The organism is Brevibacillus laterosporus, assembly GCA_007833815.1.
GTDB lineage: Bacteria > Bacillota > Bacilli > Brevibacillales > Brevibacillaceae > Brevibacillus_B > Brevibacillus_B laterosporus_D.
The window spans coordinates 3,326,029-3,340,524 of the sequence record CP033464.1; the positions used below are offsets into that span (position 1 = coordinate 3,326,029).

12 protein-coding genes and 1 riboswitch are annotated in these 14,496 nt (G+C 42.3%); of the genes, 5 read left to right on the forward strand and 7 right to left on the reverse strand.

The genetic code is table 11. The annotated features are described in order from the left end of the window. Positions 1 to 263 precede the first annotated feature (263 nt). Both EEL30_17330 and EEL30_17335 read right to left on the reverse strand, forming a co-directional pair. Complete coding sequence (locus EEL30_17330; protein ID QDX93903.1) at positions 264 to 3,404, reverse strand: NTTRR-F1 domain; 3,141 nt, start codon at positions 3,402 to 3,404, stop codon at positions 264 to 266. Positions 3,405 to 3,874: 470 nt separating this feature from the next. Next, on the reverse strand, positions 3,875 to 4,324 hold the full coding sequence (locus EEL30_17335) for a MarR family transcriptional regulator (GenBank protein QDX93904.1): 450 nt from the start codon (positions 4,322 to 4,324) through the stop codon (positions 3,875 to 3,877). A gap of 329 nt (positions 4,325 to 4,653) precedes the next feature. Here EEL30_17335 and EEL30_17340 point away from each other — a divergent pair, with 329 nt between their 5' ends. Then, positions 4,654 to 5,742, forward strand: coding sequence for a hypothetical protein (locus EEL30_17340; protein ID QDX93905.1), 1,089 nt, complete (start codon positions 4,654 to 4,656; stop codon positions 5,740 to 5,742). Between the two features lie 104 nt (positions 5,743 to 5,846). Here EEL30_17340 and EEL30_17345 read toward each other — a convergent pair whose 3' ends face one another. The 4 genes from EEL30_17345 to EEL30_17360 all read right to left on the reverse strand — a co-directional run bounded on the left by EEL30_17345 (position 5,847) and on the right by EEL30_17360 (position 9,986). Further along, positions 5,847 to 6,890: a phosphodiester glycosidase family protein gene (locus EEL30_17345; GenBank protein QDX93906.1), complete on the reverse strand. Its 1,044-nt coding sequence runs from the start codon at positions 6,888 to 6,890 to the stop codon at positions 5,847 to 5,849. Then, the gene (locus EEL30_17350) at positions 6,880 to 7,314 is read right to left on the reverse strand and encodes a hypothetical protein (GenBank protein ID QDX93907.1); all 435 of its coding nucleotides are present in this window, start codon (positions 7,312 to 7,314) and stop codon (positions 6,880 to 6,882) included. Before EEL30_17350 ends, EEL30_17345 begins: the two co-directional genes overlap by 11 nt. A gap of 416 nt (positions 7,315 to 7,730) precedes the next feature. Beyond that, the gene (gene sulP / locus EEL30_17355) at positions 7,731 to 9,488 is read right to left on the reverse strand and encodes a sulfate permease (GenBank protein QDX93908.1); all 1,758 of its coding nucleotides are present in this window, start codon (positions 9,486 to 9,488) and stop codon (positions 7,731 to 7,733) included. Positions 9,489 to 9,659: 171 nt separating this feature from the next. Beyond that, a complete protein-coding gene (locus EEL30_17360; GenBank protein QDX93909.1) occupies positions 9,660 to 9,986 on the reverse strand; it encodes an ArsR family transcriptional regulator in 327 nt (108 codons plus the stop codon). A gap of 160 nt (positions 9,987 to 10,146) precedes the next feature. Here EEL30_17360 and EEL30_17365 point away from each other — a divergent pair, with 160 nt between their 5' ends. The 4 genes from EEL30_17365 (at position 10,147) to EEL30_17380 (ending at position 12,328) form a co-directional block, all read left to right on the forward strand. Then, positions 10,147 to 10,773 (forward strand): hypothetical protein, encoded by a 627-nt coding sequence (locus EEL30_17365; protein ID QDX93910.1) that lies wholly within the window; start codon positions 10,147 to 10,149, stop codon positions 10,771 to 10,773. A 503-nt stretch (positions 10,774 to 11,276) separates the two neighbouring features. Next, the gene (locus EEL30_17370) at positions 11,277 to 11,636 is read left to right on the forward strand and encodes a VOC family protein (GenBank protein QDX93911.1); all 360 of its coding nucleotides are present in this window, start codon (positions 11,277 to 11,279) and stop codon (positions 11,634 to 11,636) included. Positions 11,637 to 11,714: 78 nt separating this feature from the next. After that, complete coding sequence (locus tag EEL30_17375) at positions 11,715 to 11,897, forward strand: hypothetical protein (GenBank protein ID QDX93912.1); 183 nt, start codon at positions 11,715 to 11,717, stop codon at positions 11,895 to 11,897. Between the two features lie 89 nt (positions 11,898 to 11,986). Then, positions 11,987 to 12,328: a hypothetical protein gene (locus EEL30_17380; protein ID QDX93913.1), complete on the forward strand. Its 342-nt coding sequence runs from the start codon at positions 11,987 to 11,989 to the stop codon at positions 12,326 to 12,328. 198 nt (positions 12,329 to 12,526) lie between these two features. Here the strand turns inward: EEL30_17380 and EEL30_17385 are convergent, their stop codons facing one another. Continuing rightward, positions 12,527 to 13,825, reverse strand: coding sequence for a homocysteine synthase (locus EEL30_17385; GenBank protein ID QDX93914.1), 1,299 nt, complete (start codon positions 13,823 to 13,825; stop codon positions 12,527 to 12,529). A gap of 137 nt (positions 13,826 to 13,962) precedes the next feature. Further along, positions 13,963 to 14,070, reverse strand: a riboswitch (SAM riboswitch). Positions 14,071 to 14,496 lie beyond the last annotated feature (426 nt).

Consider the following 14,496-nt stretch of genomic DNA (forward strand, 5'->3'; position numbering starts at 1 on the left):
AAAGAACGGAAATAACATCCCTCATAAAGGCAGTAATTACTCCATTACTCATATGTAAAAAAGCCCGAACTAATCCTATTCAGAAAGTGTTTCGTATCGTACGAAATTTTCATTGAAATAGAATTAGTAGATCATTGGCTTTTTGTTCACCCTTTCGATTTTGCTTACTTCAATATAGATGTGAAGATGTGAAACTGTCAAGTAATGTTAGATAGAAAAAAGAAAGGCGACATATAGATAATCGCCTTTCCAGTCAAAAATGTTTAGTTTAATTTAATGATTTTAATTGTACCGCTATTCACGCTGTTACTATTAATTGTGAAAGAATTATTTAGTAAATTTCTGAGTTGAAGTGTAGAGTTATCTGGTATTGACACAATAGCATCTATTGAAAATTGTATAGGAAGGCCATTAGAATCACTATTTGAAATTGTAGTATTCGTTTTAAAATCGGGAATTTCGATGTTGTTAATTAATAAACCAACTTCTATATTTTCTGGCTCCGATGTGCTTAGTGGACTCACTGTCATAAGGACAAAAATGGAATAATCTCCACCCTGAGTAATGTTGATAGTACTTGAATTAGCTAGTGCAACTCCACCTGTAGTTGGACCAGTAATGTCAAAAGCAATAGCTCCATTTGGATTTATTAACATAGTTTTGCTTAGCTGGAAATGACCATAGGCAGGAGAGAATACTCCAGCTACTCCAGTAGCGCCAGTTGGACCAGTAGGGCCAGTGTCGCCAGTAGCACCGGTCGGACCAACATCACCAGTGGCTCCAGTCGGACCAACATCGCCAGTGGCTCCAGTAGCGCCAGTCGGACCTACATCGCCAGTGGCTCCAGTAGCGCCGGTCGGACCAACGTCTCCAGTGGCTCCAGTAGCGCCGGTCGGACCAACGTCTCCAGTGGCTCCAGTAGCGCCGGTCGGACCAACGTCTCCAGTAGCTCCTGTAGCACCAGTGTCGCCAGTAGCGCCGGTCGGACCAACGTCTCCAGTGGCTCCAGTAGCACCGGTCGGACCAACGTCTCCAGTAGCTCCTGTAGCACCAGTGTCGCCAGTAGCCCCGGTCGGACCAACATCACCAGTGGCTCCAGTCGGACCTACATCGCCAGTGGCTCCAGTAGCGCCGGTCGGACCAACGTCTCCAGTAGCTCCTGTAGCACCAGTGTCGCCAGTAGCCCCGGTCGGACCAACGTCTCCAGTAGCGCCAGTAGCCCCGGTCGGACCAACATCACCAGTGGCTCCAGTCGGACCAACATCGCCAGTGGCTCCAGTAGCGCCAGTCGGACCTACATCGCCAGTGGCTCCAGTAGCGCCGGTCGGACCAACGTCTCCAGTGGCTCCAGTAGCGCCGGTCGGACCAACGTCTCCAGTAGCTCCTGTAGCACCAGTGTCGCCAGTAGCGCCGGTCGGACCAACGTCTCCAGTAGCGCCAGTAGCACCAGTGTCGCCAGTAGCACCGGTCGGACCAACGTCTCCAGTGGCTCCAGTCGGACCTACATCGCCAGTGGCTCCAGTAGCGCCAGTCGGACCTACATCGCCAGTGGCTCCAGTAGCGCCGGTCGGACCAACGTCTCCAGTAGCTCCTGTAGCACCAGTGTCTCCAGTAGCCCCGGTCGGACCAACGTCTCCAGTAGCTCCTGTAGCACCAGTGTCGCCAGTAGCCCCGGTCGGACCAACGTCTCCAGTAGCTCCAGTAGCACCAGTGTCGCCAGTAGCCCCGGTCGGACCAACATCACCAGTAGCTCCTGTAGCACCAGTGTCGCCAGTAGCCCCGGTCGGACCAACGTCTCCAGTAGCGCCAGTAGCACCAGTGTCGCCAGTAGCCCCGGTCGGACCAACATCACCAGTGGCTCCAGTCGGACCTACATCGCCAGTGGCTCCAGTAGCGCCGGTCGGACCAACGTCTCCAGTGGCTCCAGTAGCGCCGGTCGGACCAACGTCTCCAGTAGCTCCTGTAGCACCAGTGTCGCCAGTAGCCCCGGTCGGACCAACGTCTCCAGTAGCCCCGGTCGGACCAACGTCTCCAGTAGCGCCAGTAGCACCAGTGTCGCCAGTAGCACCGGTCGGACCAACGTCTCCAGTAGCTCCTGTAGCACCAGTGTCGCCAGTAGCACCGGTCGGACCAACATCACCAGTAGCTCCAGTAGCACCAGTGTCGCCAGTAGCCCCGGTCGGACCAACGTCTCCAGTAGCTCCTGTAGCACCAGTGTCGCCAGTAGCACCGGTCGGACCAACGTCTCCAGTAGCTCCAGTAGCACCAGTGTCGCCAGTAGCCCCGGTCGGGCCAGTATCTCCTGTAGCCCCAGTAGGGCCAGTGTCACCAGTAGCCCCGGTCGGACCAACATCACCTGTAGCGCCAGTAGGGCCAGTGTCGCCAGTAGCCCCGGTCGGACCAACATCACCTGTAGCCCCAGTAGGGCCAGTGTCACCAGTAGCCCCGGTCGGACCAACGTCTCCAGTAGCTCCAGTAGCACCAGTGTCGCCAGTAGCCCCAGTAGGGCCAGTGTCTCCAGTAGCGCCAGTCGGACCAACGTCTCCAGTAGCCCCAGTAGCACCAGTGTCTCCAGTAGCCCCAGTCGGACCAACGTCTCCTGTAGCACCAGTAGCACCAGTGTCTCCTGTAGCCCCAGTCGGACCAACGTCTCCTGTAGCCCCAGTAGCACCAGTGTCTCCAGTAGCCCCAGTCGGACCAACGTCTCCTGTAGCGCCAGTAGGGCCAGTGTCACCAGTAGCCCCGGTCGGACCAACGTCTCCTGTAGCGCCAGTAGGGCCAGTGTCGCCAGTAGCCCCGGTCGGACCAACGTCTCCTGTAGCGCCAGTAGGGCCAGTGTCGCCAGTAGCCCCGGTCGGACCAACATCACCGGTAGCACCAGTAGCACCAGTAGCGCCGGTAGGGCCTACTCCTGCACTAGTTTGCAATAATACTATGTCATCAACAACTATATCTGCTGTTGATAGAGTAGGAATCTTTTCGATAATAAGCAAAGCTTGAGTCGCTGTTGCCGGCACTGCAGAAGTTGTTTCATAGATCGTAGCCCAGTTATTATTTGCGTTATTGGGAAGATGACCACTCGGAATTGTAAAGTTCAGTCCGAGACTAATAGGGTTATTTAATGCATCTAAATAGAAAAGGACAATATTTACTTGTGGGCTAGCCAAGTTCCCAAGTTTTGCGATAGATAGAAAAAATTCAAAACTATCTCCAGGTGTTACGGGTACTGCTTGAAACAATAAACTACTAGCTGTATTTCCAAATAATCGTGCACTAAAAAAACCGGTATGACTCTGTAGCGAATTAATGGCTACATTTTCAAAACTCCACGGTATGAGGGTTCCCGTTTCAAAATCACCGTTTACTATTTTGTTAATAAAGGACAAACAAATCACCACTTTCATGGAACAAGGTTTTGGTGCTAGTACATCTTATGTTGTTCCTACTATTAAGGGAACGGTATGTATCATTAGATAGAACCCCTAATTTTTTTAAAAAAAAGCATATCGCGGAGCAATAGAAAAGACTTAAATCAGAAATGAATCATGAAAGACAAAGCTCAATCAAATAAAAGATTGTAAGAATGTACAAACACGCAAATTAATTAAAAAAATTTTATAAATTAGGAAGAAATTTGATTTTATAGGTGAGAATTATGCAAAAGTATCTCTTTTGCTGAGGAATAATGAGTCAGGCTGTAGGGAGAACACAGGAGGAAGCTCTCTAAAATGAATTTTTGCTTGCCCCAAAGAAGGAATACAATACATAATGATGTGGATCTAACAACAATAAAGAGGAATTTTTAGGAGAGTTGATACGTCCAATACAAGTTGGGGCAGTACCAACGTGCTACACTGCGCTGGTACTGCCCCAATTAATGCACTTCTTTTTTCACACTATGCAACTTGGTGAGTAAGGTTTTATGCAATCTGAGCAAGGTCTCTACATCTGCAGGGTCCATGTTTTCTAGGGCTGTTTCCATAACATGGTGGGCAGAAGAGTGTCTGTTTATAGTTTGAGATAGCTTTTGTCCTTCAGGTGTCAAGGATAAAAGGATTTCCCGTCTGTCTTCCGTAGCAGGTTCATGGGTAAGATATCCAAGCGTTACCAGTCCATCAATAGAGATACTCAAGGTGCTTTTGGCAGTTAACAAACGCTCTGTTAGTTGTTTTAATGTTTTTAACTCTGGATGAAAGCAAATGACATTTAAAATGGCTAACTGTTGCAAGGTAAGACCAGCATGAGCAGCATCTTGTTGGGTCAATTGGGACGTGATGCGATTGATGGCCCAAAAAGATTGTAAAAACTCCACAGATTGTTTCATTTTTCCTCCTACTTACTAGCTAAATTCTCCTTGTTATTGTATTGCATTTTCCATGACTATCAGCACAACTGGCCTTAGTATCATGTCTACCAAATGATTCATAGTTGAATTGTTCAATTGTGTACAAAATGCATGCACATTTTAGCCGATCCTTGATAAATTGTAAAGGACATTTTCAACACACATAGGCATGAGCCTGCATATAGTAAAGCAACCGGATACCATCCTGTAGGTGTTCGGGGGTTAATTTAATGGCTCCATATGGCAAGAATCGTGTGTCAAGTATGGATGTCGTTCGTCTATGACAATACACGAGGGGGATTGTTGATATGCCAAACCATGTACGCCATATTTTCGCAGCTGTCTATACCTCTAGAGGTTATTACAGTTTTTACGATTCCATCTTGCAAGATATGAAAAATCTATACGTGATAGACGGTCCAATCGGTACGGGGAAGTCAGCTGTGCTTGCTACACTCCAACAGAGGTTGGCTGATCAGGGGATTTTGATGCAAGTCGTTCATTCTCCGTGGGATCAGAAAGATATAGATGCTTTACTTTTACCTACCCAACAAATCGCCATTATGGATGGAAACATTTATGAGAAGGCCGTTACCAACAAAACCTCATGTAAACTAACTGTTATTGATATAAAACAAGCTTGTGATTCATCACGGCTTTCCCAATCAAAAAGTAGAAACCTAGAACTCGAACAGCAGATGGACGCTGAGTTAGAACAAGCGTATGCTGCCTACCGTGAAGCTTTGTTTGTTCATGATGATTGGGAAAGAATCTATATTAGCAATCTGGATTTTGAAAAAGCGAATGCTGCAGCAGAAGAAGTCTGCAATACGATCTTTGGAGACATTTTTTTAGAGAAGAAATCGCATGTGCAAGAATGTTATTTTGGTGCAGCTACGCCTAGTGGAAATGTTGATCATATCATGAGCTTAACTGAAGATGTAGTGCGATTTTTTATTAAAGGACGTCCAGGTTCGGGGAAGTCTACGATGTTAAAAAGAGTGGTTCAGGAAGCGAAACAGCGTGGGTTTGACATGGAGATTTATCATTGTGCTCTTGACCCAAATAGTCTAGACATGGTCATTATACCGGAAGCTCGTGTAGCGATTTTTGATAGTACAGCTCCTCATGAGTATTATTTAGAGCGAGACTCTGATCGGGTCATTGATATGTATGAGCGAGCTATTACCCCATTTACGGACGAAAGATACGTTCTGCAATTACATTCAATAGTTGAGAAATATAATAATACAGTCAAACAGGCAAAAGAGCATCTTGTTCAAGCTAAATCGTTACGAGATCAAATCGTTCATGAGAATAAGCAAACGGTAAACTTTGAAATGCTAGAGCAAATCACAAATCAACTTCAAGAAAAAATTGTAGGGGATAGGGATTAGCTTACAAGGAAACTAAAAACCGCAAAACAAAACGCGTTCCTGCTTGGCATCGGCCTAGGAACGCGTTTTTCTAAGAAATAGGGTTGTTACACAGATGAAGATAGCTAAGGAAGAACCACAAAATGGGTGGTCAAAGGTAATTCACGCCCACTGGAAGGGTGATTTAACACTTTACCATTATAGTAAAAGACACTAGAGCTTCCGCCATCCAGATTGTATGCATCACGTACCTTGAACTCAAGTAATTTACGTTGTGCTTCTTCTAGGGTAACTCCTTTGCTACCACCTTTATTACGCCCGTCAATCACGATAAATAGCAGATCCCCATTTTCAAAGTTTCCGATCAGCGTACGTGGCTCTCGACGATTTGCCCATGCTTTTGGAATTGGTTTTTTCTGACCGTTTTCTAAAAGGATTGGCAAGAAGCTTGCACCCTGCATGATGCCGTTCTTTTTCACTTCCTCCTGTGACGTAAGGCGACCACTATGCAACTGACCATTTTTGTTAAAGCCGACAAAACTCAAATTCGCGTTGTTGGAAAATGTTTTGACCTGACCATCTACCACTGTAATACCGAGTGGGGCAAGCTTGCCATCTCGTTTATCAAAACCGCCCGCATTAACTGCTAAAACGGCACCTTTTCGTTTCGCCGCATGACTAGTCGTTTCCCCTTTGCTGTAGATGCTATCATTGGCCAATACCATTTTCAGCGCATTGGGGTTAAACAGATGAACCTTTGCCATATAGCCGCTATACCCAGCTTCTTTTAGCGAGTAAACTTTGATCCGAGAATTCTTACCGAAGTTTTGTCCGATCGGATCTCCTAAGAGGTTAGCTAGGATTTCATCTAGTAATCCAGTAGATTGTTTCGTCTGGTTTTTGCTAGCTGCTACCAGATTATCAAGTTGCTTCTGATGCTGTTCTGCTTCTTTTTTATCTTGATCAGCCGTTTTACGTAGACTTGCCAAGAGGTCTTTGGTTTCGTTAGATGCTGTTTCCAACTCCGATATTTGCACAGCGAGTTGAGCACTTTTTAACGATAGCTTGTCCATTTTGGCTTCCAAGGGTGAGGGCTCGGCAAAAGCAAGCAGAATCCCACAAAGGGGAGCGAGCAATAAGGCAAAAAACAGATTCAGCTTAGAAAGCACGAGCAGCGTCCTCCAGTTTTTTCAGAGAGCCCTTCAGTTCTGCCAATTGTTTGTCTAAGGTGGTGATCCGTTCCGACAGGGCTTGCTTTGTTTTGTCTGTACCAGAGATGGTCTCACCAGTTAGTGCTAATTCTTCTTTAATTCCATTCATCTCTGTTTGTACATTTCCCATTTGTGTCTCAATCATCTTAATTAACTCATCATTTTTAGCTTCCACCATGCTAATTCGTTGATCCAAATAACCCTGTGAAGTAGTGATATAACTATGTGCTAGCTGAAAGCCGCCGAAGCATAATCCTCCCCAGAGTAACACAGTGCCTGCAACTAAAATTCCTTTACGTTTGGTTATGCTTAATCGTTTTTGTTTTGACGGTCTTACTGCCGCCGAGGCTGATTTTGTTTGTTCCATATAGCTTTGATTCATTCCATTCCCTCCCATTCAAGAAATCAGGACAGTCCCTTGTAGTTAGGGGGCTTTTTACTTGTTATCTCTTTCGTAAAAGCTTGTCCAAACAAATTGTAAAGTAAAAAAGACATCATTCGTGTAAATCGGCGTTAGAACGACATTTCCTTCACGACGATCTATTATAACACGGAATGTATTGCGTGTATTTTACCAATCAAATGGAAGAACAAAGAAATGATGTCATTTTCCACAATTATCTACCATATCCGTGTAATTTCGCTTTTTTTCGAGCTATCATTCTAGAGTCAGTCAATTTTTGTGAGTGAACATCAACACAGCCTAAGCGAGCACGAATTTGTAAATACAAAGGACAGTTTTCTCTTTTCATAGAAAAAACCGTCCTTTAGCTGAGGTATTGTTCTTGATTTCTAGTACTATTCCGAAAAACTATTGATTGTTGTAACCGAGTTACCTGTGGATACATTGGGATCAGATAATACAGTACATTCACGAAAGGCAAAATGCTTACAGCCTAAGCATTTTTGCTTATCTAACTGTGTTAACGCGTAGTCAATAGCCTCACCTGTATGTTCAAAAAAGTGTTCATTACCAATCACATTTGCCAAACCTGTTTTTATCAGAACTTCTTTTGGTTGAGTTTGAATCCCAGATATCAGAACTTTTCCGCCATTGTTTTTAAAATCGTTGACTACATTTGCTAGATTGGATTCACCAGTGGTATCCATAAAAGGGACCTTTCCCATTTTAAGTAGTAAAATCTTAGGGCGGTAATGAATGGTGCCCATAATCGATGTTTCAAACATAGCGGCTGCACCAAAGAATAGCGCTCCCTCCACAGTAAACACAGCTATTTGAGGACAATCATGTCCTTCTTTTACCATATGAGGAGACATTTTTTCATGCTTCACGGTAGGATCAGGCAAAACCTTAGCGACGGTTAATATGTCTCGCATTCGTTTCACAAACAGAATAACTGCCAAGATTAATCCTACTTCAACCGCAGTTACTAAATCGGTTAGCACGGTAAGCAAAAAAGTAATCACTAAGACAAAGGAATCACTTGTTTTTGTTTTTACTACATGGGCAAATGTTTTACGTTCACTCATATTCCAAGCAACAACCATTAAGATGGGTGCCATACTTGCTAAAGGAATTGTAGAAGCCCACGGAGCAAACAGCATTAACACGATCAACACGACTAAACTATGAACCATTCCCGAGACAGGACTCTTAGCACCACTTTTAATATTAGTAGCCGTCCGTGCAATGGCTCCCGTTGCGGGAATACCACCAAACAATGGGGTAATAATATTCGCAATTCCTTGCCCAATTAGCTCACGATTACTTTTATGACGATTACCTGTCATGCCATCTGCGACTACGGCGGACAAGAGGGATTCAATCCCGCCGAGTAAAGCGATCACAAAGGCAGGTTGAAGAAGTTGCCCGATTTTATCCAAAGTGATATCCGGTAAATGAAAACTTGGAAGTGTACTTGGAATCGCACCATAGGCAGAACCAATTGTGGCCACTTTCCCTTCAAAAAAACACGCAGCAAATAAGCTAGACACGATAAGACCAATGAGTGACCCAGGTACCTTTGGAAAAAGCTTTGGTGTGATAAAAAGAATAGCAAAACAAATGACTGCAGTCATAACACTATATGGATTTATGGTGGAGAGATGAATCCCAATTTCTTTCATATTGGAAAGAAAATCTTCATGCCTTTGAATACCTGTTAATCCTAAAAAGTTTGAGATTTGTCCAGTAAAAATAATGACAGCAATTCCAGCAGTAAAACCAATGGTAACAGGACGCGGAATAAAGGTGATAAGTGCCCCAAGCTTGAAAATACCCATCAGGACCAGCATCACTCCAGCTAACAATCCTGCAATCAGTAGGTTCTCATATCCATATTGCATGACAATCGCAAATAAAATCGGAATAAAAGCCCCTGTAGGACCGCCAATCTGAAACCTAGATCCACCAAACAATGAAATAAAAAAACCTGCAATGATTGTTGTGTAAATCCCATATTGAGGGTTAACGCCAGCAGCAATAGCAAAAGCCATTCCTAAAGGAATGGCAATGACACCTACAATTAATCCCGATATGAGATCTTGTCGAAAATAAGTACCGTTGTAATGTTCATATCTTCCCGACAGCTTCATTTCGAACCCTTCTTTTTTCATATATTTGATTATTTGAATATAAGGGGAATATACACCTGCTCATCGTTTCTTGTCAATGTAGAAAAAGGGCTCATTGATTCCGTAAAATCTGTCTACTAACGAAAAACAAGAAAATCTTTTCTTAAAAGATTCTCTTGTTTTTGGGGATTCCTATTCATTTCGTATGTTTTTCAATAGAGAAATTGCGTCTACTAGATGATTGTCAAAAATCTGTTTGGAAACCTTAAGAAGGTCTTTAATAAGGGGGTCTCTAAGTGAATAGATCACAGAAGTCCCTTCTTTTGTGCCACTAACTACATTCTTATTTCTAAGGACAGCTAACTGCTGCGACACAGCAGAACCTTCAGTTCCTAAAATAGCCTGAAGTTCATTAACGTTCTTATCACCTTCACACAGTACTTCTAGGATTCGAATACGTAATGGATGAGCCAACGCTTTAAAAAATTCTGCTTTAAATTGTTGAATTTCACGGTTCATTTATCTAAACTCCTTAAAAAGTTTTAAAGATAAGAATATATGAATAAGATAACACAGATAATAAGCAAGTTGTAAAAGAGTACATTTCTAGTGTAATATTTATAGATTCAAATAATCAAATATTATTTTATACAAATGAAAAAGAAGAAAGGTGGGGCAAATGCTAGACTCTCTTAAAATATCGTTACATGACCCCCTTACGAGGAATAAAGGATTAGATCCATCAGATCCTTCAAATAGCCTAGATAACCGTTCGACAAAGCAAAAAGTAATTGAAATGGGTCTTGAATATCTGGATGGGGCAGGAGCTAATATCCTGTGTACCGTCTGTATTCCAAATGGAGGCTCTTGCTGCTTGGGATGTCGTTTTTTAGAACATGGTGTCGGTTGTCAACAACGTAATACGAGCTGTACGGCTTGGCTATGCGGATTTCTAAAGTTTATTTTATATGAGGCAGGTTTGATAAAAGAATGGGAAACATTTTGGGATCAAGTTCCAGGACTTTACTTCCGGAAGGATTTTACACCTGATCATTTTCTAGTCTACAAATGGCTAGATGTACCCAACGTTCGTTTATTGTCTGAAGCATTTGCAGAGGATTTAAAGGAGCTGAAGAAAAATAAACATTCATACTGGTTACTTGAAATAAAGGATACGTTAGAGCGGTATGTAAATAAGATTTTAAGTAGTGATGATCCGGACGTAACAAAAAATATGGAGAAAAAAATCAGATATTTTATTAAAGATTTCAAACATTTTCATCTTGCGAAGGAACAGCTTGTTTAACTAGAAAGGATAGGCATGTAGCTCCGATAATGGTATTGTGATCCTAAATAATGAATAATTTACATATTTTTGATCGAACTGTTCAATTTGTGCACACATTTTTATCTAGTAAGACAAATTTTTCTAGATTTATTTCCAGAAATGGGTTATTATCAAAGTAGAAAATGAATTTTTCTACTTTGTATTCAAGGGGGAGATATTATGAGTATCGCAATAGCAGTTCTCAGTTTCATCGGAGCAGTAATTCCTTTAGTACTTGATCTCCTAAAAGCATTTGCTTAGTACTTTTCATTTTCAAATTTTTTAAATGTCCTTATTCGTAACAGTTTTTCCAAAAAAGCCAACTTTTTTATAAGTTGGTTTTTTTGCGTCTATTGACCTAAAAATTTTTAGTATTGATTTTAGTAGTGTATCTGTTAAAAAATCTCCCTACTACTTCATGAACTATGTCAGAAGTTGTCACTATTAGAAGCTAGAATGGAATCAGAAAGGGGAGATAAATGATGTTTAAGCAAATACAATGTCTTGCTATCTATACAAAAGATTTGGAAGCATCTGTTGTTTTCTATGAAAAAATGGGGGTAGTAAAAAAGTGGGAGGTTGAACAAATCCCAGGAAAACCATGGAAGCTAGTTGGTATGGGATTTGTGGAAGGCCAGGTAGAACTTGTGTTGAAAGACAACCCAGAGCTAGATTTCATAGAGCCAGAAATTATTGTGGAGGATGTTCCTGCTTTCTATGAACAATGGAAAGACGATCCTGCTATCCATTGGATTCGCACACCGTTTGCCAATTCATTAGGTGGTCATGTAGCTGTTATGGAAGCGCCAGATGGAAATGTGTTTGTATTGGTCGGGAAGTAACAAGATAACTATGATACAATGAGGAGATAGAGTGTGTAAGCGTAACATTATTTACTAATATGGAGGAGGAGAGAGAGAGTGAACTACATTGGTAAACACTCGCAAAATCTGTTGCTACTCATTGTTGGGGCTACATTCTTCCTGAATCTATTTATTAAAGAAGGTCTTGCAAAGGGTATCATTGGAGGTATCAGTTTTTTATTGGTTTTGATTGTTGTCCTTTGTGGGCGAAAATACTATAAACAGAAACTTTCAAACTAAAAGAAAAAAAGAATGTTCACTCTCTTCCTTCAGTTCTTACGTGCGACCTTTCTGCATACATTGTTGTCAGGATGAAAGGGGAGGGGCACATGGAATCTACAATTGCTCGATATTTTGCGATTAAACAACAGCAAAAAGAGCTGGAAGAGGAAGTAGAAGAGTTGAGACGAATTCTGTTGGCTGTCTATCCTGAGCCGTGTGTGATTGAGGTAGGGGAGTATCGGCTGAAGATTAGTCGACAAGAGAAAAAAGAATTTGATGAGGAGAGCCTATTAAAAGCAGTGGAAGACCCACAAGTATGGCGTCTTATCTCCAAAGTGGATGTGGCTAAAGTAAACAGTCTGATTAAGCTAGGCGTAATTAAGGAAAAAACTCTACAAGATACATACACAGTGAAACAGATTTCTTATGTTCAAATTTCAAAAAAATAAAGAGATGATCCATGTTTATGGTTCCAGATAAGAAAATAGGAGAAAGGCGCGCAACTGGCAACAGTATAGCACGCCTTTTTTATTACATGGGGAAAATGTAAAAGATGGCTAGAAGGGATAAAGGAGGCTAAGATATCTAGGATATTGTAGTAAGAGTCTCTATGTGTTTGTGCTTGAAAGAAAACGTTTAAAGCATTCCTACACTTGTATCGTTTCTACAGCCGCTTGTATTGCATGCTGTAAATCTTGCAAAATATCACTGATCGCTTCCGTCCCGATAGAAAGACGAATCATACCGGGAGTCACACCTGCCTTAGTCTGTTCTTCCGGAGTGAGCTGGAGATGCGTGGTACTAGCCGGATGAATGATCAGTGATTTGGAGTCTCCCACATTAGCTAGATGAGAGAACAAATGAACAGACTCAATCACTTTTTTGCCAGCTTCTACTCCTCCTTTGATGCCAAAAGTTAACAAGGCTCCATGGCCATCTGGTAAGTAGTGCTGGCTCAGTTCGTAGGTGGGTGAGCTAGCAAGTCCAGGATAGCTCACCCACTCGATATCGGGGTGTTGCTCTAGATACTGGGCTACAGCAAGTGCATTCTGACTATGGCGTTCCATACGTAAATGGAGCGTTTCTAAGCCTTGTAAGAATAAAAAGGAGTTAAAAGGAGATAAGGTAGCACCCACATCTCGTTGTAGTTGCACACGAGCTTTTATAATGTAAGCAGCATTTCCTACAGCTTCTGTATACACAATCCCGTTATAGGTAGGATCTGGCGTGGAAAGCCCAGGGAATTTACCTTTACTCCAATCAAAATTACCAGAGTCTACAATAATGCCTCCGATAGACGTGCCGTGCCCGCCTATAAATTTAGTGGCAGAATGGATAACGATATCTGCTCCGTGTTCAATTGGGCGGCACAAAATAGGGGAGGCGAAAGTATTGTCAACAAGTAAAGGCAAGTCATGTTCATGAGCAATGGTAGCAATAGCTGTTAGATCGGCGACATGCATTTGGGGATTACCGATCGTTTCGCAGAAGAAGGCTTTTGTATTGTCAGTAATCTTTGTTCGGAAGTTGTCTGGATTAGATTGATCAACAAAATGCACCGTAATTCCGAGCTTCGCAAATGTGTGGGCAAATAGATTGTATGTTCCTCCATATAAACTGCTGGAAGAAATGATTTCATCACCAGCTTGAACAATATTTAACAAGGCAAATGTAATGGCTGATTGACCAGATGCAGTAGCTAGCGCACCGATACCACCTTCTAATAGGGCAACCCGCTTCTCAAAAACATCTTGTGTGGGATTCATGATGCGGGTGTAAATGTTCCCAGGTTCTTGTAACGAGAACAGATTGGCGGCATGGTTGGTATCCCGGAATTCATAGGATGATGTTTGGTAGATGGGGACTGCGCGAGCACCAGTAGTCGGGTCTGCCTCTTGGCCACCATGTAGGGCTAGTGTTTCTCTTTTCCAATCTGGTTTTGTCATAAAAAACCACTCCTTTTTTAAGTGAAGTTCAGCTTTTTTCTAGTAAAAGGTAATAGCATAAAAACGTTAATGGGAGGCTTTTAACAGCAAAAAACCTTCCTCTGAGTAGAGGAAGGTCGCGTTAAGTAATTCGCAAGCATTCATCTCTCAGAATCTTTTGGATTCTGCAGGATTTAGCACCTTGAACGTTATGTTCCGGTTGCCGGGTTTCGTCGGGCCAGTCCCTCCACCACTCTTGATGAAAAATTAAAGTTTGTTCTATTGTAAGAAGTTCGAAATGAGAAGTCAATTTAAATTTTGTACATTCTGAAAAAATAAAATATAAAGTGGGATGATATTTTTATTATTAGTAAACAGTATGGAGGTGATGATTTTATTATGATTAAACATGTAATTGCGCTATAAATTGAGAATGGACAGTGAAAAAGAAGGGTTTACCCTGAGTATACAAGATATGAATACACATGCATAAAAATACATACAAAAATAAGTATACAGAATGTAATGCATAAAATGCGTTATAACTGGTTTTTCTGCATCTGAGACATGAATATGTAGCTGTAAAAGAGTGAAAATATACATACACATGTGACTCTCTTTTTCTAAGAAGATAGTCGCTAGTTAAACTTGTCCGTGTCAGGTGGATGCCGGAAAAGAGAAGATGACAGAAA